Here is a 19,045-nt window from a genome sequence, read left to right on the forward strand (position 1 = left end):
TATTTCAATTTATATGTCTGTTTTAGTTTTTACATTTATTTGTGTGTTTTTTGTATTTATTCCTGGATTGATTCATGTGAAACTTATTAAATATTTGAGAACATCAAAATATTATAATAGAGCTGTTATTTCTGCATTAATTTTAATAATTATCTCCATTTTAATGTGGGAAGATTTTGAAATTCAAAAAAACAAACATTTGAGATTTGTTGGTTTTGCGCCATTGCTTTTTTTAATATTGTTTAAGATTTTAAATAATATTTGGAATTTATATTTAAAAGAGATTTATACTTTTATCAAAAATACAGTAACGATATTGAATCAAAAAATTCTACCTGGAAAGAATTTTTAATTCAGTTTTTTATAGTTTTTTTTCCATTAGTTGTATGTGTTTATATTGGTGAATTAACTAAACAATATTTTTAAATAATAATTCTTCCCACTTCCATCTTCAATCTTCAAGCATTTTTTACCACAAAACATTTGTAATTTATAAAAAATTCGTATCTTTGCGCACCTTTTGGCAGAGTATAGTTTTCAATTGGTAATCAAATATTTACATAAATCACTGTTGTGTTTTAATCTGCATATATAAAACTAAAACAAACACAGCATACAAATTTTTATCAGCATGTCTGAATTAAACAAAGATCAACAAGCATTTTTAGCAGATTTTAACTGGCATAATTATGCAGAAGGAATTGATGCAATTGATGCAAAAAATCTTCAAGAATTTGAAGATTTAGTAACTAAAACTTTCATTTCTACAGGAGATGAGGAAGTTGTAGAAGGTGTAGTAGTTAGAATCACTGACAGAGATGTTATCGTTGATATTAACGCTAAATCTGAAGGAGCTATTTCTTTAAATGAATTCCGTTACAACCCAGCTTTAAAAGTGGGTGACAAAGTAGAAGTATTAATCGACGTTCGTGAGGACAAAACAGGTCAATTAGTATTATCTCACAAAAAAGCAAGAACAATCAAAGCATGGGATAGAGTTATTGCTGCTAATGAGTCTGGAGAAATCGTTAATGGTTTCGTAAAATGCAGAACTAAAGGTGGTATGATCGTTGATGTATTTGGTATTGAAGCATTCTTACCAGGTTCTCAAATTGATGTTAAACCTATCCGTGATTACGATCAATATGTAAACAAAACTATGGAGTTCAAAGTTGTGAAAATCAACCATGAGTTCAAAAACGTAGTAGTTTCTCATAAAGCATTAATCGAAGCTGATATCGAGGTTCAGAAAAAAGAAATCATTGGTCAATTAGAAAAAGGACAAGTATTAGAAGGTGTTGTTAAAAACATTACTTCTTACGGTGTATTCATTGACTTAGGTGGTGTAGATGGATTAATCCACATTACTGATTTATCTTGGTCTCGTATCAACCACCCAAGTGAAGTTTTAGAATTAGACCAAAAATTAAATGTTGTTATCTTAGATTTCGATGATGAGAAAACAAGAATTCAATTAGGTTTAAAACAATTAAACGCTCACCCATGGGATGCTTTAGCAGCTGATTTAAAAGTTGGTGATAAAGTAAAAGGTAAAGTAGTTGTTTTAGCTGATTACGGTGCTTTCATTGAAGTAGCGGAAGGAGTAGAAGGATTAATTCACGTTTCTGAAATGTCTTGGTCAACTCACTTAAGAAGTGCTCAAGATTTCGTTAAAGTTGGTGATACTGTTGAAGCAGTTATCTTAACTTTAGATAGAGACGATAGAAAAATGTCTTTAGGTATTAAGCAAATGACTCAAGATCCATGGACTGGAATTACTGAAAAATTCCCTGTTGGATCTAAACATACTGGAATCGTTAGAAACTTTACTAACTTCGGAATTTTCGTTGAGTTAGAAGAAGGAATCGACGGATTAGTATACATTTCTGATTTATCTTGGACTAAGAAAATCAAACACCCATCTGAATTTGTAAATGTAGGTGATAAATTAGACGTAGTTGTTTTAGAATTAGACGTTGAAGGTAGAAAATTATCTTTAGGTCACAAACAAACTACTGATAACCCATGGGACAAACATGAAGCAGCTTATGCAGTTGGTTCAGTTCACAATGGAACTATCTTAGAAATGGTTGACAAAGGTGCAACTGTTGATTTCGGAGATAACGTACAAGGATTTGTTCCTACACGTCACTTAGAAAAAGAAGATGGTAAAAAATTGAAAAAAGGTGATGCAGTTGACTTCAAAGTAATTGAGTTCAATAAAGAATTCAAAAGAATTGTAGCTTCTCACACTGCAACATTTAGAGAAGAAGAAGAGAAAAACTTCAAAGCTGCTGCAGCTGAATCTTCAAATGTTGCTTCATCTTCAAACAATGCTGAAAAATCAACTTTAGGTGATATCGATGCATTAGCTGAATTAAAAGCTAGAATGGAAAAAGGAGAGTAATCTCTTTTTCTGTCATACTGAACTTGTTTCAGTATCTAAATAACAAATCCCAATCAGCAATGATTGGGATTTTTTTTTATAACAATTTTATAATTTGTAGTTTGAAAAAGTAATAAAAATAATACAATATTGAAGCAACCTTTTTGTTATTTTAGCATCTTGATAAAAACACAACAATGAAAAACTACTACTTACTTGTATTCTTGCTTTTGGGCTTTATTGGAAAAGCTCAAATTATTTCTATTCCTGATGCTAATTTTAAGTCGAAATTGTTGACTTCCAATTTGTCCAATGGAATAGCAAAGGATATTAATCTTAATAATATTATTGTTGATTTAAATAATGATAATGAAATTCAAGCTAATGAAGCGCTCTTAGTTTATTATTTAGATTTAACATCTTCAAACATATACTCAATTGTAGGAATTAATAATTTTATTAATTTAAAATATTTATATGCTGGAAATAATTTTTTAAACACTTTTGATTGTCAAGGATTAATTAATCTAAAGTACTTATATCTTTTCAACAATCAATTTACTACATTAGATGTTTCACCATTAATCAGTCTTTTGGATTTTGATTGCATGAGTAATAACCTTTTGAAAATTTTAAATGTTAAAAATGGAAGAGATGAGGTTGTTTATTTTAATTACAATCCTAATTTAAAATATGTATGTTGTGATTTAAATGAGACTCCATATATTGCTCAAAGAGTATCGGAATATGGTTACACTAATTGCAATATAAATTCTTACTGCACATTTGAACCTGGAGGTATATTATATGTTGTTCAGGGAAATAATAAATTTGACAATGAAAATGATGGTTGTGATAATAATGATGGTTTTATACCTAATCTTAAATATTCAATTAATAATGGAACATCGACTGGACAGTTGATTTCAAATAATACAGGAGTTCATTCCATTCATGTGCAATCAGGATCACATACAGTAACACCAATTTTAGAAAATCCAAATTATTTTAATGTGTCTCCAGCAAATGTTTTGGTTAATTTTCCTACACAAGCTAGTCCGTTTACACAAAACTTTTGTATTACGCCAAATGGAGTTGTCCATGATGTAGAAGTTTCAATAATTCCAACAAGTGTTGCCAGACCAGGTTTTGATTGTTATTATCAAATTATTTATAGAAACAAAGGAAATCAAACAGAAAACGGAACTGTTAACCTACAATTCAATGATGCTATTTTAGATTTTGTTTCGTCAAGTGTTATAAATTCTAATCAAACTTTAAATAATTTGAATTGGAATTATGTTAATCTTCTGCCTTTAGAAACAAGAACTATAAATGTTGTATTGAATTTAAATTCTCCAATAGAAACTCCAGCAGTTAATGGAAATGATGTTTTAAATTTAATAACTACAATAACTTCACCTGATGAAGTTCCATGTAATGATTGGCTTCAATCTCGATGTGATAATGTATTTACTTTAAACCAAACGGTTGTGAATTCATATGACCCAAATGATAAAACCTGTTTGCAAGGGACAACTATAAGTCCAGATAGAGTAGGTGGATATGTACATTACATGATTCGATTCGAAAATACGGGAACTTTCCCTGCCGAAAACATTGTGGTTAAAGATATGATTGATACCGCTAAGTTTAATGTTTCGAGTTTAGTGCCATTACATGCGAGTCATAATTATGTTACGAAAATTTCTGGTAATAAAGTAGAGTTCATTTTTGAAAATATCAATTTGCCTTTTGATGATGCCAATAACGATGGTTATATTGCTTTTAAAATTAAAACGCTACCAAGTTTAGTGCTTGGAGATACATTTAGTAATTTGGCAAATATTTATTTCGATTATAATTTTCCAATAATCACAAACACTGCAACGACAACAATTGCTGCATTAAGTAATCCGAGTTTTGAATTTTCAAACTATATTAGTTTGTATCCAAATCCAACTACAAATGAATTGAATATTAACTTGAAATCAGCAATAGAAATTCACTCGATTCAAATTTATAATACAATCGGACAATTGGTGACTGTTCAAACAGGAAATGCTTTGAAAGTTGATGTTTCGAATTTAAAAACGGGCAATTATTTTATTAAAATAAATACCAATGAAGGTTATTCAACAAGTCAATTTATTAAGGAATAGACTTTAATTAATACTTTATAATAAAATCCCAATCAGCAATGATTGGGATTTTTTTTTACCTTTTTAAAACCAAGCTTTTTCTTTTTTCGTACATGTATGTATAAACTTAAATTATTAAACATGAAAACGAAAAAAATCTTATCAGTAGTTGCTTTTGCATTATTTACAAGTATCACTGCTTTAGCACAAAACGAGAAAACAGTAGAAGTAGGTGGAGCACCTATGTATCCTTCAAAAAACATTGTTGAAAATGCAGTAAATTCAAAAGACCACACTACTTTAGTGGCAGCTGTAAAAGCAGCAGAATTAGTAGATGTATTAATGTCTAAAGGCCCATTCACCGTTTTTGCTCCAACAAACGCTGCTTTTGAAAAACTACCTTCAGGAACAGTGGAAACTTTACTAAAACCAGAAAACAAAAAATTATTGCAAACTATTTTAACCTACCATGTAGTTGCTGGTAAAATGAACGCAAAAGATTTAATGGCAGCAATTAAAAAAGGAAATGGAAAAGCAGTTTTGAATACGGTAAGTGGAGGAAAACTAACCGCTTGGATGAAAGGAAACGATATATATTTAACTGATGAAAATGGAAATTCTGCAAAAGTAACAATAGCAGATGTAAATCAATCAAATGGAGTGATTCATGTAATTGATTCAGTTGTTACACCAAAATCATAATTTTTAGTTTTTAGTTACAAAAAATCCCATTTTTAAATTTTAAAAATGGGATTTGGTTTTTAAATGCCTGACAGGTTTCAAAAATCTGTTAGGTTTATTAATTATCTTAAAACAGCTTCTAATTTATTTTCGAAATTAGTTTGTAAGTTTTTCATGATTTTATCAATTTGTACATCGGTTAATGTTTTAGATGTATCTTGAAGAATAAAACTCAACGCATACGATTTCTTTCCTTCAGGAAGATTTTTCCCTTCGTATACATCAAATAAATTGATATTTTTCAATAATGATTTTTCAGTTTGTTTTGCAACTGCAAATAATTCTTCAAAAGTTACTGAGCTGTTTACTAATAAAGCTAAATCTCTTCTTACTTCTGGGAATTTAGGAATTTCAGTTAACTTGATTTTATTTGAAACATATTTCTGAATCGCATTCCAATTTAAATCTGCAAAGAAAACATCTTGTTTTATATCAAAATGTTTTAAAATTGATTTTTTAACTGTTCCAAATTCTGCTACGATTTCATTTCCAATTGTAAATGCAATTCCTTCATTAAACACATCATGCGTAACAGGAACTGTTTTCACTTTTGAATCGATATTCAATTTAGACAAAATAGTCATTACATAACCTTTGAATAAAAAGAAATCGCTTGGTTTTTGAGCAACATTCCAATTTTCAGAAGTTGCATTACCTGTCATACTGATGGTTAAATGCTTTTTCTCTGTGTAAGCACTTTCAATTTTATGATATGTTTTTCCGAATTCAAATAATTTTAAATCGGCATTTTTTCTATTGATGTTATATGATATTGCTTCTAATGCAGAGAACAACATCGATTGTCTCATTACAGATAAATCACTACTTAACGGATTTAACATTGAAACCGTTTCTTCAGCTTTAACTTGTTCAGATAATTCAATATAACTTGAAGTTGTTAAAGAGTTTGCCATCATTTCATGGAAACCTACTGAACATAATTGATTTGCAATGATGTTTTGTACTTTAAATTCTTCTGTTCTTGATGAATTAGAAACGGAAGCATTAATTTTACTTGGAATTTTAATGTTGTTATATCCATAAACACGTAAAATTTCTTCAATAACATCCACTTCTCTTTGAACGTCCACTCGGTAAGAAGGAATAACTAATCCTAATCCGTTATCGGTAATACTATTTACTTTAATGTCTAAAGAAGCTAAAATATTTTTGATAGTTTCTTTTTTCAATTCTTCACCAATAAGTTTATTGATTTTATCGAAAGTTAAGAATACTTGAAAATCTTCAATTTTCTTTGGATAAATATCAACAATGTCAGAAGTGATTTCACCACCAGCCACTTCTTGAATTAATAATGCTGCACGTTTTAAAGCGTAAACAGTAATTTCCGGATCAATTCCTCTTTCAAATCTAAAAGAAGCATCTGTAGAAAGAGTATGACGTTTGGCTGTTTTTCTAATTGAAACCGGATTGAAATATGCACTTTCTAAGAAAATATTTGTAGTTGTTTCTGTAACTCCAGAATTGGCTCCACCAAATACTCCAGCAATACACATTGGTCCGCTTTCGTCACAAATCATTAAATCTTCTTCGTGAAGTTCTCTTTCTATATTATCTAAAGTGGTAAATTTAGTTCCAGCAGCAACTGTTTTTACAATTACTTTATTTCCTTTAATTTTATTTGCATCAAAAGCATGTAACGGCTGACCTAATTCGTGTAACACATAATTAGTAACATCAACAATATTGTTTTTTGGAGCTAATCCAATTGATTTTAATCGGTTTTGTAACCAAGCCGGTGAAGGTTTTACAGTAACTCCAGAAATTGTAACTCCTGCATAGCGTGGTGCTAATTTATTATCAACAACATTAACGTCAATTTTTAATGTTCTTTTGTCAACTTTAAATTTACTTACAGAAGGTGTGATGAATTCTGTATGAACATTAGTCTGACTCAATCCTGCTTTTAAATCACGAGCTACACCTAAATGACTCATAGCATCTGCACGGTTTGGCGTTAAACCAATTTCAAATACTTCATCCACTTCAATGTTGAATACTTTACTGGCTGGAGTTCCTGGTTTTAAATCATCTGCTAAAACCATAATTCCATCATGACTATCGCCTAAACCAATTTCGTCTTCAGCGCAAATCATTCCGAAACTTTCTTGTCCGCGGATTTTTCCTTTTTTAATTTCAAAACTATTTCCTTCTTTATCAAAAAGTTTCGTACCAATTGTAGCTACAGGAACTTTTTGTCCGGCAGCAACATTACTTGCTCCACAAACAATTTGAACAGGAGTTCCATCACCTAAATCAACAGTAGTAATTTTTAATTTGTCGGCATCTGGATGCTTTTCACATGTTAAAACATGTCCAACAACAATACCTTGTAGTCCACCTTTAACACTTTCAAAATTATCTACAGCTTCAACTTCTAAACCTAAATCTGTTAGTAATGATGAAATTTCATCTGATTTCCAGTCGATTTTAATAAATTGTTTTAACCAATTGTAAGAAATACGCATTTTAAAATTTTTTTATAAGAATGCAAAGATAACTATTTGAATATAATTTTAAAGTAATTTTTGATGTAGATGAAAAGTTTAGTTGTAAAATATTTTTCACTAAAATTGATTTTATAGTTTCAATATTTTATAACTTTGTGTTTCGTTTTTATAAATTTTAAAATGGAAAAAAATTCACACGGCTTGCATAAACTTTCAGCAGCCGGTTTACTAGTTACACTAGGAATTATTTATGGAGATATCGGAACTTCTCCATTATATGTATTAAACGCAATTATTGGTAAGAATGCAATTAATACAGATACTATTAAAGGTGCCATCTCTTGTATCTTTTGGACCTTAACCCTACAAACTACAATTAAGTACGTAATTTTAACTCTAAGAGCCGACAATAACGGTGAGGGTGGAATTTTTTCTTTATACGCCTTAATTAGAAAAACAAAAATTAAATGGTTATTATTTCCAGCAATTATTGGTGGTTGTACACTTTTAGCGGATGGAATTATTACACCGCCAATTTCGGTATCATCTGCTATTGAAGGAATTAAAACAATGTATCCAAGTTTTCCTGAGGATAAAATTATGTACATTGTTATCATCATTTTAACTGTTCTTTTCGGAATTCAGCAGTTCGGTACTAAGTTTATCGGGAAGTTTTTCGGACCAGTAATGTTATTATGGTTTGGAATGTTAGGAACTTTAGGTATCATTCAAACGTTTTTAAATCTAGAGATTTTATCGGCTTTAAATCCGTATTACGCTTATAAATTATTAGCTGAACATGGTGGATATTTATACTTAGGTGCTGTTTTCTTATGTACAACAGGAGCAGAGGCATTATATTCTGACTTAGGTCATTGTGGAAAACAAAACATTAGAATTAGCTGGATTTTCGTAAAAACTACTTTAATCTTAAATTATTTAGGACAAGGTGCTTGGTTAATTCAACACGATGGACAAACGTTAGAACAAGCTGGAATTACAAATCCATTTTATGGTGTAATGCCAGAATGGTTTTTACCAGTGGGAATTGCAATTGCAACTTTAGCAGCAATCGTAGCTTCTCAAGCGTTAATTAGTGGATCGTTTACCTTAATCAATGAGGCGATTCGATTAAACTTTTGGCCAAGAGTTAAAATCAAATATCCAACCGAGTTAAAAGGACAATTATATATTCCATCTTTAAACTGGTTGTTATGGGCTGGATGTATTTTTATTGTATTGTATTTTGAAAAAGCAGCTGCCATGGAAGCGGCTTATGGTTTAGCAATTGTATTAACGATGTTAATGACCACTACATTGTTAAACTTCTATATGATTTTAAAACGATACCATAAAGCGTTTATTTGGACTATCATTCCAATTTATGTAATTATCGAAATGGCCTTTTTATATGCTTGTATGCATAAATTTGGTGAAGGTGGTTACATAACTTTAATTATTGCATTTGTTTTATTTGCAGTAATGACGTGTTGGTATTTTGCTAGAAAAATTAGAAACCGTTTCGTTGAGTTTGTAAAATTAGATAAATATTTACCAGTATTAGAAGATTTAAGTAAAGACGAATCGGTGCCTAAATATGCTACAAACTTAGTTTACTTAACAAGTGCAGATAACCGATACGAAATTGAATCGAAAATTATTTATTCGATTATGAATAATAATCCGAAACGTGCTGATATTTATTGGTTTGCTCACGTACATGTAGTAGATGAACCATATACTATGGAATATAGAGTTTGTGAGTTTATTCATGATGATGTTATCCGTGTAGATTTCAGATTAGGATTTAGAATTGCACCGAAATTCAATAAAATGTTTGCGCAAGTTGTAAAAGACATGCAAAAAAGAGGAGAAGTAGATTTAATGAGTCGTTATACTTCTTTAAACAAACATAAAGTAATGGGTGATTTCCGTTATGTATTAATTGAGAAATTCATGTCTTACGATAATGCATTACCTTTCTATGAGAAATTAATTTTAGACGGGTATTCAATTCTTAAAAAAATGGGATTATCTGAAGAGAAAGCTTTTGGTTTAGATCCAGGTTCAGTAACGATTGAGAAATTCCCTCTGAAAATTTCAAATACGAAAGCAATCAAATTAACAAGAGTTGATTAAAAATAAAAACCACGCTAAAGGCGTGGTTTTTTTATTTATATTTTAAAGAATTTCTTCTATATGTTTTTTGATGATATTTTTCGTCAGTTCGACTGATTCCGATTTATCGGAATTGTATCGAGAACAAGAAAAATATCATTAAAAACGATTCTCGATACATTCCTATTCATACTTCATCGGAACACTCGACTCAAGGCTCAGACGAACAGAGCGAAGCTAATTGACGTTTTTAATTTTATAGAATTTCTTCCACATGTTTTTTAATGTTACTAGCAATTTTAGCCGTTGGCAAGTCGTTTTCATCGCCACCAAATGGATCTTCAATTTCTTCAGCAATTAGCTCTAAACTGGCTAATACGTAAAAGATGAAAATAACTACTGGAACAATATAATATCCTAAACTAAAAACAAATCCGAATGGTAACGTCATTACATAAAAGAAAATAAATTTCTTGATAAATGCACTATATGAGTAGGGGATAGGTGTGTTTTTAATTCGTTCACAAGCGCCACAAACATCTGTAAAGGATTGAATTTCGGCATTGATAATAATTAATTGATCTCCAGAAATTTTATTCGATTTGTATAAATCATTCACTTTGCTATAAAGCATTTTAGCTACCTGATTCGGTTTATGTTTTGAATGATCAATTTCCAAATCTAAACCTTCAAAAAGCATTTTACTTACTTCTTCATTTCCTAAATGTTTAGATAAGATGGAAGCATAACTAGGAATAATTTTTCTGAAATAACTTTTATCTGCTTCATTTTCTAAAATAGCCGATAATTTAATGGCTAAGTTTCTAGAATTGTTTACTAAACTTCCCCATAATTTTCTTCCTTCCCACCAACGATCATAAGCTGTATTCGTTCTGTAGGCTAATAGTAACGATAATACAAATCCAACTGTGGTATGCATGATGGAAATGTTTTTAACATGACTATCGTCTTTTAATTTAAAATGATGTATTTCCAAATAGCAGACTAATCCAGAATAAACACCAATTAAAATCATCATCGGAAGTAATTGTCGAAAGGTATCCGATTTATGAAATTTGAAAATAAAAGTAAGCCAGTCTTTTGGGTTGTATTGTACCATGTTTGGGTTATATGTTTATTGTTTATTGTTCTTTGTTAAAAAGTCACTAAAATACTAATTTCACCTTTTATGAACAATACGTTTTTAATGATATTTTTTAGATGCACACGCTGAAAGCGATTTGGCGAAACTTTTCGACAGATTCTGATTTATTGGAATCGTTTTGAGAACTAGAAAAATTCTTTTTTAGGGTTCTCGATACATTCCGATTCATACTTCATCGAAACACTCGAACTGACGTTATGGTTTAATTTAATTTTAAGGTTCCAGCTAGTTCTTTTAAGTTGATTTCTGAAAGTTTAGCTTCGTATTGTGCATTAGAATAACGTACAGCCGCTTCCACAAAATTTTGTTGAGCTGTTCTAAATTCAATAGTTGCGATAGTTCCAATTTTGAATTTCGCTAAGGTAATATCTAAGTTTTGTTTAGCAATTTCTAGATTTTTTTCTTCCACTTTCACTAATTCTAAGTTGGTTTGATAACTTGCATATAAAGAAGCTAATTGTGTCGTTAACGATTGCTTTTGTTGTTCTACTAAAAAGTTGGCATTTTCAACTTGATATTTCGCAACTTTTTCATTTTTGTTTTGAGTAAAACCATTGAAAATGGGAATAGAAGCTGTAACGCCATATACAAATCCTTGTCCGGATGATTGTGTAACGAATCCTAATGAAGCTTCTGAACGAGTAAAGTTATAACCAGAATTTAATCGAACCGTTGGATATCGATTTCCTTTGACTTGCTTTAAGTTTAAATCGGCTACTTTTTTGTTTAAAATTGTAGCTTGTAATTGCGGATTTTGTTTCTCAGCTGTAGTTTTTAAATCATTGAAATCTAAGTTTTCTTCAACTGAAATTTCTTGTTTTACTTTAAAATCGGTTTGCGCATCACGAACCAATAATTCGTTCATTCTAATTTTAGTAATTCGGTATAATTCTTTTTGTTTCAACAATAAACTAATGTCGGTATTCAAATCAACTTGAGCATTTAGTACTTCCAATTTTGAAGCTTTTCCAATACTAAATCTGTTTTTAGCTGTTTCTACTCTTTGATTAGAAATTACAATAGCTGTATCTAAAGACGCCATCATTTGTTGTTGTTGCGCTAAATCGTAATACGTTAAATACACATCACTAATTTTCGTAAGAATAGCAGCTTGTAATTCCGATTTACCTTGTTCTGCAATTGTTTTCAATTGTTCTCTTCTCGAAAACATTCTCATACCATCAAAAATGGTCCAATCTAAACCTACACCATAACTTAGGTTCATGTTTTTTGCTCCATCTAATTCTCTAACTGTTCCACCAGATTGTGTTTGTTTCGTATCAATGATACTATTACTGTTGGATAAATTGGCAGAGATAGAAGGCAACAAACCAGCGTTACCTAAATTATTATTGGTTTCGTCTATTTTTAAATTGTTTTGCGCAATTTTAATGTCGTAATTATTTTCCAAAGAAATTTTAACCGCATCTTCAAGAGTTAATATTTCTTGCGCTTGTGCTGAAAATCCTAGGAATAATAGAAAAGCTATTTTATATAAATTTTGCATAGTTTTTACTTTTTGCCACAGTTTGTGTGTATTTTTTGCCACGAATTCACGAATTTTTTTTCCTGTTTTCTTGTGTATTTTTAATTCGAATAAATTTTCGACGTAGTCGAATCGAATTTGTATGTATTCAAATTTTTTAATTCGTGAATTCGTGGCATATATTATTTTTCAAGAGCCTCAATATTATCAAATTCTGGTCTATGTTTTTTTGCTTTCGACCACATTAAATAAAAGGCTGGAATTACAAATAAGGTTAGTATTAAAGAGAACATAGTTCCTCCAACAATTACAACTCCCATTCCGATTCTACTCGTAGAAGCCGCACCCAATGATAATGCAATTGGTAATGCTCCCAATGCAATGGCTAAACTGGTCATTAAAATTGGTCGTAAACGCGCTTCTGAAGCTTCAATAATCGCTTCGTATTTTGGTTTTCCTTGTTCGCGTAATTGATTCGCAAATTCTACAATTAAAATACCGTTTTTGGTTACCAATCCGATTAACATTACAGTTCCAATCTGACTGAAAATATTCCAAGTTTGACCGAATAACCAAAGTGAGAATAATGCTCCTGCAACCGCCATTGGAACGGTTAAAATAATGATAAATGGATCTACGAAACTTTCAAATTGTGCTGCTAATATTAAATAGATTAATAATAAAGCCAATCCGAATGCGAAAGAAGTATTTGAACTACTTTCTACGAAATCTCTCGATTCTCCACCTAAATCTGTAGTAAACGTTTCGTCTAATACTTTTGCTTTAATTTCATCCATTGCTTCAATTCCGTCGCCCATACTTTTACCTGGTGCTAAACTAGCCGAAACAGTCGCCGACATGTATCGATTGTTATGGAATAATTGCGGTGGATTACTTTGCTCATCCACTTCCACAACATTGTCTAACTGAATTAATTGTCCTTCTTTATTTTTAACAAACATCGAAGTTAAATCCAATGGTGCATCTCTATCTTTTTGATCAAATTGTCCGATAACCTGATATTGTTTTCCATTTTGCATAAAATATCCAAAACGTTGTCCGCTTAAAGAAAGTTGTAACGTTTGCGCCACATCTAAAACAGAAATACCTAAACTCTCTGCTTTTTCACGATTAATGGTTACATTAATTTCAGGCTTGTTGAATTTCAAGTTTACATCTACATTAGAAAACGTTTCGTTTTTACTAGCTTCTTCCATAAATTGAGGAATCTTTTGACGTAATTTCTCAAAATTTGGTGCTTGAATTATGTATTGTATCGGCATTCCACCTCTACGATTTACCGCAATAGTTGGTTGCTCTGAAACCGTTACTTTAGCTTGAGTATATTTTTTAGTCCACTTATTTAAATTGTCTACCACCTCTTTTTGAGATTTTGTTCTTTCTGATGGTTCAACTAAAGCTAAACGAACACGACCCGTATTTACTGAAGACGACATGAATCCTGGAGAAGTAATCACCAACGCTACTTTTTTCTCTGGAATTGAATCATTAATTAAATCCGTTAATTCTTTCATGAATTTATCAGTGTATTCAAATGTCGCTCCTTCTGGAGTAGAAACACTCATAATTCCTAAACTTCTATCATCATATGGTGCCGTTTCTTTTGGTAAGATTTTAAAGAATAAAACAATTAAACCAATACATCCAATTACAATTGGGAAACTCAACCATTTTCTTTTCATGAAATTGGTTAACGCATTAGCATAACCTTGATTCATACTCACGAAGTATGGTTCAGTAAAATTGTAAAATTTCGTTTTCTTTTGTTCGCCACCTTTCATTAAATAAGCATTCAACATAGGTGTAAGAGTTAACGATACAAAAGCAGATATCAATACAGCTGCTCCAATTACCACTCCAAATTCTCGGAATAATCGACCTACGAAACCTTCTAAAAATACAATTGGTAAAAACACTGCCGCTAAGGTTATCGAAATAGAAATTACTGCAAAGAAAATTTCATTAGAACCTTTAATTGCCGCTTCAATAGGTGTCATGCCTTCTTCTACCTTTTTAAAAATGTTTTCGGTAACTACAATTCCGTCATCTACTACTAAACCAGTTGCTAATACAATGGCTAATAGAGTTAATACGTTAATTGAAAATCCACATAAATACATGATGAAAAATGTAGCAATTAACGAAACCGGAATATCAATTAAAGGTCGGAAGGCAATCGACCAATCTCTAAAAAACAAGAAGATGATTAAAACTACTAATAAAACTGAAATTAATAAAGTTTCTGCAACTTCCACAACCGATTTCTTAATGAAAAGCGTATTGTCTAAAGCGATATCCATCTTGATATCTTTTGGTAAATCTTTTTTCAGTTTATCAAATTGCGCGTAAAACTGATCGGCAATTTCTAAATAATTACTTCCTGGTTGTGGTACTATTGCTACAGCAACCATTGGGTTACCCGATTCTGTAAATTTTGTTTCTAAATTTTCTGCTTCTAAAGAGGCTTTTCCAATATCACTTAAACGAACCGTTTTAGTATCGTTAGATAGAATAATGATGTCGTTAAATTCTTTTTCAGTAGATAAATTACCCATGGTTTTCACCATTAATTCGGTATTGGCTCCGGTTAATTTTCCAGATGGTAATTCTACGTTTTGTTTGTCTAAAGCTGCTCTAACATCCGAAACGGTAACTCCGTAAGCATTCAATTTAATTGGATCAATCCAAATACGCATTGAATAACGTTTTTGTCCCCAAATTTGAACACCACTTACTCCAGGAATGGTTTGAATTCTTTCGGCAATTACATTCTCAGCATAATCACTTAATTCTAATGCATTTCTAGAATTACTTTGTACGGTCATGGAAATAATTGCATCCGAATCGGCATCTGCTTTTGAAACTACCGGAGGTGCATCTATATCTTGTGGTAAACTTCTAACGGCTTGCGATACTTTATCACGAACATCATTAGCGGCTTCTTCTAAGTTTTTTTCTAATTTGAATTCGATGGTAATATTACTCGAACCCTGATTACTTGAAGAGGTAATATTTCTAATTCCGTCTATGGAATTGATTGCTTTTTCTAGTGGTTCTGTAATTTGCGATTCTATAATATCTGAATTCGCACCGGTATAATTGGTACGAACTGAAATTTGTGCTGGATCTATCGAGGGAAACTCACGAACACCCAAATAGGAGTAACCTAAAATACCAAATAGAATAATTAACAGATTAATTACTATGGTAAAAACAGGTCTTTTTATGCTTAACGTTGATAAAGTCATTTGGATTTACGATTTCTTATTTACGGTTTACGATTTCTTATTTACGATTTTGGATTTTGGAATTACGATTTTAAAATTTTTGTTTTACAAAGTAAAACCCGTAAATCGTACATCCCAATTCGTAAATTAACTTCTTTTCTACTTTTCACTTATCTCTTTAACCATAACCTTAATTTCCGATTCGTCTTTTAACGACATTACACCAGAGGTTAAAATAGTATCACCCGATTTAATACCGTCAGTAACTACTACATCTTTTGAAGTTCGTGCTAAGGTTTGAATTTTTACTTCTTTTGCTTTTCCTTTATTGGCGATGTACACTACTTTACCATCTTGTATCGGCACAACCGCTTCCGTTGGAATTACAATAGCGTCTTTAATGTTTTTTAAAGGTAATTCGATAGTGGCAAACGTACCAGGAATTAATTTTCCATTCGAATTGTCTGCTATAGCACGAATTTTTAACGTTCTTGTAGCAGTTTCAATTTCTGGTTCAATAGCATAAATTTTTGCTGAGAATTTCTGAGTATTGTTTGGAATGGTAAATTGAATAGTCGTATTGTTATCAATTTCCGCAGCGTATTTTTCTGGAATAGAGAAACTAATTTTAACCTGACTAGAACTCACCAATTTGGTAATGATAGTTGTTGGTGTTACATACGTTCCAGGAGAAATGTTACGTAAACCAATTTTTCCAGAGAATGGTGCTCTTATGGTTGTTTTAGCAATTTGTGCTTGAATTAATTGCGTTTGTGCTTTTAAACTTCTGTATTCTGCACTGGCAATGTCGTATTCTTCCTGACTAATAGCTTCTTTTTGTAGTAATAATTTAGCTCTTCTTTCATTTTCAGAAGCTAGTTTTTGTTTGGTTAACGCTTGCGATAATTGTGCTCTAAGTTCAATATCGTTAACTTTAACTAAAACCTGACCTTTGCTCACTTGCGTTCCTTCTGCGAACATAATTTTTTCCACCATACCAGAAACTTCAGATCTAATTTCTACATTTTCATTTGCTTCAATAGAACCTGATAAGGAAATGGCATTCGAAAAATCTTCTGAGGAAACTACAATTGCCGATACCGACAAAGGTGGTTTTTTATCTCCTTTTTTATCGTTTTTACCCGCTTCTGCAGAATTTTTAGTAATACGGTAACCTATTAATCCTAAAAGGGTTAGGGAGATTAGGGTGATGCTTATTGTTTTGATTTTCATAGTAGTATCGCTAAATTATGATACAAAACTAGACTATAGAACGTAATCAGCCAAAACCTTACAATTTATTTAACATTTGTAGATACAAGTGTTTAAATATATTTGAAGAGATACGAGTTGTGGCAATTTTTTTGGTTGAAATTATTTTGCCACAATTTTGTGGCAAAATTTTAGCAATTGATTTTTTTTGCCACAGATTTGTGGCAAATTTTATTAAATAGATTTTTTTGCCACGAATTCACGAATTAAAAATTTGTAACTATAAAATTATATCGACTTTGTCGATAAATAAATCGAATTAAAATAACACTCACAAAATTCAAAAAAAATTCGTGGCCTTTACTTCTATTAACAACTTTTGTAGCGTTTTTTTATTTTAAAATTTTTGCTACACCTTTTGTAGCATTTTTATTTTGATAAATTTTTGCTACAAGTTTTTGAGAGTAGGGAATAAAAAAACTCCTAAGTGGTTAGGAGTTTCGGTTTTTGTGATAGTACTTATTTATGCTATGCAAAGTCTAGTGACTTTGAATTATTTTTGTTATTATAGCTCAAAGTCGGGAGACTTTGCGCAGCGGGGGTTATAAATCTGATTTATCTATTTTATTTTCCATTTCCATCATTTTTAATCTGTTGATTATTATAATATAATTGAATCCATCCATTAATTCGCACAAGTTTTAATTCACCGATATTTGAGAACCAATGTCTTCCATTCCAAATATCATCTTGTATTTCTTGATAATCAAATAGTTCTAATCCATTTTCGTCAGAACCTAGAGCTTCATAAAATATTCGTACTAATGTGTCAATTTCTTGAAAGGCAGTATATGTTCTGTTTGGATTTGGTGGTAGTATACTTAATGTAAAAGAAAAATAGTTTTCTTCATTTGGTTGAAACCAAATTTTATTAAAAAAATTAAAAAAATATTCTTTTGAAAATGCAACCTTTCCAAAATACTCTCCTTCATTATCATCTATATCATAGAAAATAGGTTTTGTAAAGATTTCAAAAAGTGATTTAAAATGATCATTTAGTGTGTGATGATTTAAATACGTTTTATAATATTCAATGAATTCATCTGGTTTAAAAACTTTTGTAGAAATTGAAAGCTTCTCATATACAGCTTTAGTTTTATTATAATTTTTATCATCATTAGTCAAATAAAAATTGCAAATAGATGCAAAAGCAGTATGTGAAGCATCTTCAGTTGTATTTGTAAAAGTGTTTTTTTCTTTGTCAGTAACTTTTACTTTATCTGATTTGTAACCATGCATATCAAGATGAAGGTAATCATTGACAATTTCATCAAACCATATTGGAGCATTTTGACCTTTTGGAAAATACTTACCTACATCAAAACTTTCAATTCCTTTTTGCTTGTATGAATTATCAATTAAATCAAATGGATTTTTATTTTCATTAAAATGTCCACTATTAATTCCGATTTTTTGAACAATTTGTCTTAAATTTTTATATGCTTCACCTTCGTTTAGATTAAAGTTCATTTTGCTGAAACTATTAAAAAAACCATTCATAGTGAGGTCATCTTTTAATCCTGGGAAAATCTCATCTAACATTTTTGCAGATTCAGGATTTTTGTAAGCTTCTGCAAATGCTGAATCGAGATTTAAAGAATTTAACATATCTTTTAAATTTTCAAGTAATTTGTTTAGTAATGGATCATCTAAATCATTTTTGAACAAGTTGTCAATACTTAAATCTGAAAAGATATTAGACTCTCTAATTCTATTTTCAAATAATTCTTGAGGTTCATATTGTTGTAGATTTACATTTTTTCCATCATTGAATAAACAAAAGTCATTTGTCAATTTTGTAATGAAGTCTAAGTCTTGATTAATTTTCAATTGTTGTATTTCGTCATCAGAATAACTGCGAAAAATATCTCCAATATGCGATGTTGAATATAAACAAAGGAATTTCTCTTTGTTAGAAATAATAGAATGTAATTCTTGGAAATGATTATTTTTCATTCCAGACATAATATTCCAATCAATATATATTTTAATCATTTTGATTAATTTATTTAACTTT

10 protein-coding genes are annotated in these 19,045 nt (G+C 30.6%); 4 read left to right on the forward strand and 6 right to left on the reverse strand.

Annotation, left to right across the window (positions count from 1 at the left end):
• The first annotated feature begins 631 nt into the window (after positions 1–631).
• The 3 genes from rpsA (at position 632) to BMY86_RS01975 (ending at position 5,229) form a co-directional block, all read left to right on the forward strand.
• Positions 632–2,407: a 30S ribosomal protein S1 gene (gene rpsA, locus BMY86_RS01965; RefSeq protein ID WP_091464480.1), complete on the forward strand. Its 1,776-nt coding sequence runs from the start codon at positions 632–634 to the stop codon at positions 2,405–2,407.
• Between the two features lie 176 nt (positions 2,408–2,583).
• Complete coding sequence (locus BMY86_RS01970) at positions 2,584–4,548, forward strand: T9SS type A sorting domain-containing protein (protein WP_091464484.1); 1,965 nt, start codon at positions 2,584–2,586, stop codon at positions 4,546–4,548.
• A 120-nt stretch (positions 4,549–4,668) separates the two neighbouring features.
• Complete coding sequence (locus tag BMY86_RS01975) at positions 4,669–5,229, forward strand: fasciclin domain-containing protein (protein ID WP_091465573.1); 561 nt, start codon at positions 4,669–4,671, stop codon at positions 5,227–5,229.
• A gap of 101 nt (positions 5,230–5,330) precedes the next feature.
• Here the strand turns inward: BMY86_RS01975 and pheT are convergent, their stop codons facing one another.
• Complete coding sequence (gene pheT, locus BMY86_RS01980) at positions 5,331–7,757, reverse strand: phenylalanine--tRNA ligase subunit beta (protein ID WP_091464487.1); 2,427 nt, start codon at positions 7,755–7,757, stop codon at positions 5,331–5,333.
• A gap of 162 nt (positions 7,758–7,919) precedes the next feature.
• Here pheT and BMY86_RS01985 point away from each other — a divergent pair, with 162 nt between their 5' ends.
• Positions 7,920–9,878, forward strand: coding sequence for a KUP/HAK/KT family potassium transporter (locus BMY86_RS01985; protein ID WP_091464491.1), 1,959 nt, complete (start codon positions 7,920–7,922; stop codon positions 9,876–9,878).
• 235 nt (positions 9,879–10,113) lie between these two features.
• Here BMY86_RS01985 and BMY86_RS01990 read toward each other — a convergent pair whose 3' ends face one another.
• The 5 genes from BMY86_RS01990 to BMY86_RS02010 all read right to left on the reverse strand — a co-directional run bounded on the left by BMY86_RS01990 (position 10,114) and on the right by BMY86_RS02010 (position 19,023).
• Positions 10,114–10,977 (reverse strand): bestrophin family protein, encoded by an 864-nt coding sequence (locus BMY86_RS01990; RefSeq protein ID WP_091464494.1) that lies wholly within the window; start codon positions 10,975–10,977, stop codon positions 10,114–10,116.
• Between the two features lie 247 nt (positions 10,978–11,224).
• Complete coding sequence (locus BMY86_RS01995; protein WP_091465576.1) at positions 11,225–12,529, reverse strand: TolC family protein; 1,305 nt, start codon at positions 12,527–12,529, stop codon at positions 11,225–11,227.
• A gap of 161 nt (positions 12,530–12,690) precedes the next feature.
• Positions 12,691–15,777, reverse strand: a complete 3,087-nt coding sequence (locus tag BMY86_RS02000; protein WP_091464497.1) for an efflux RND transporter permease subunit — start codon at positions 15,775–15,777, stop codon at positions 12,691–12,693.
• 138 nt (positions 15,778–15,915) lie between these two features.
• Entirely contained in the window at positions 15,916–16,989 is a 1,074-nt protein-coding gene (locus BMY86_RS02005) for an efflux RND transporter periplasmic adaptor subunit (protein ID WP_091464501.1), read from the reverse strand.
• Positions 16,990–17,592: 603 nt separating this feature from the next.
• Entirely contained in the window at positions 17,593–19,023 is a 1,431-nt protein-coding gene (locus tag BMY86_RS02010) for a hypothetical protein (protein WP_091464504.1), read from the reverse strand.
• Positions 19,024–19,045 lie beyond the last annotated feature (22 nt).

Source organism: Flavobacterium urocaniciphilum, assembly GCF_900110615.1.
GTDB classification, from domain to species: Bacteria; Bacteroidota; Bacteroidia; order Flavobacteriales; family Flavobacteriaceae; genus Flavobacterium; species Flavobacterium urocaniciphilum.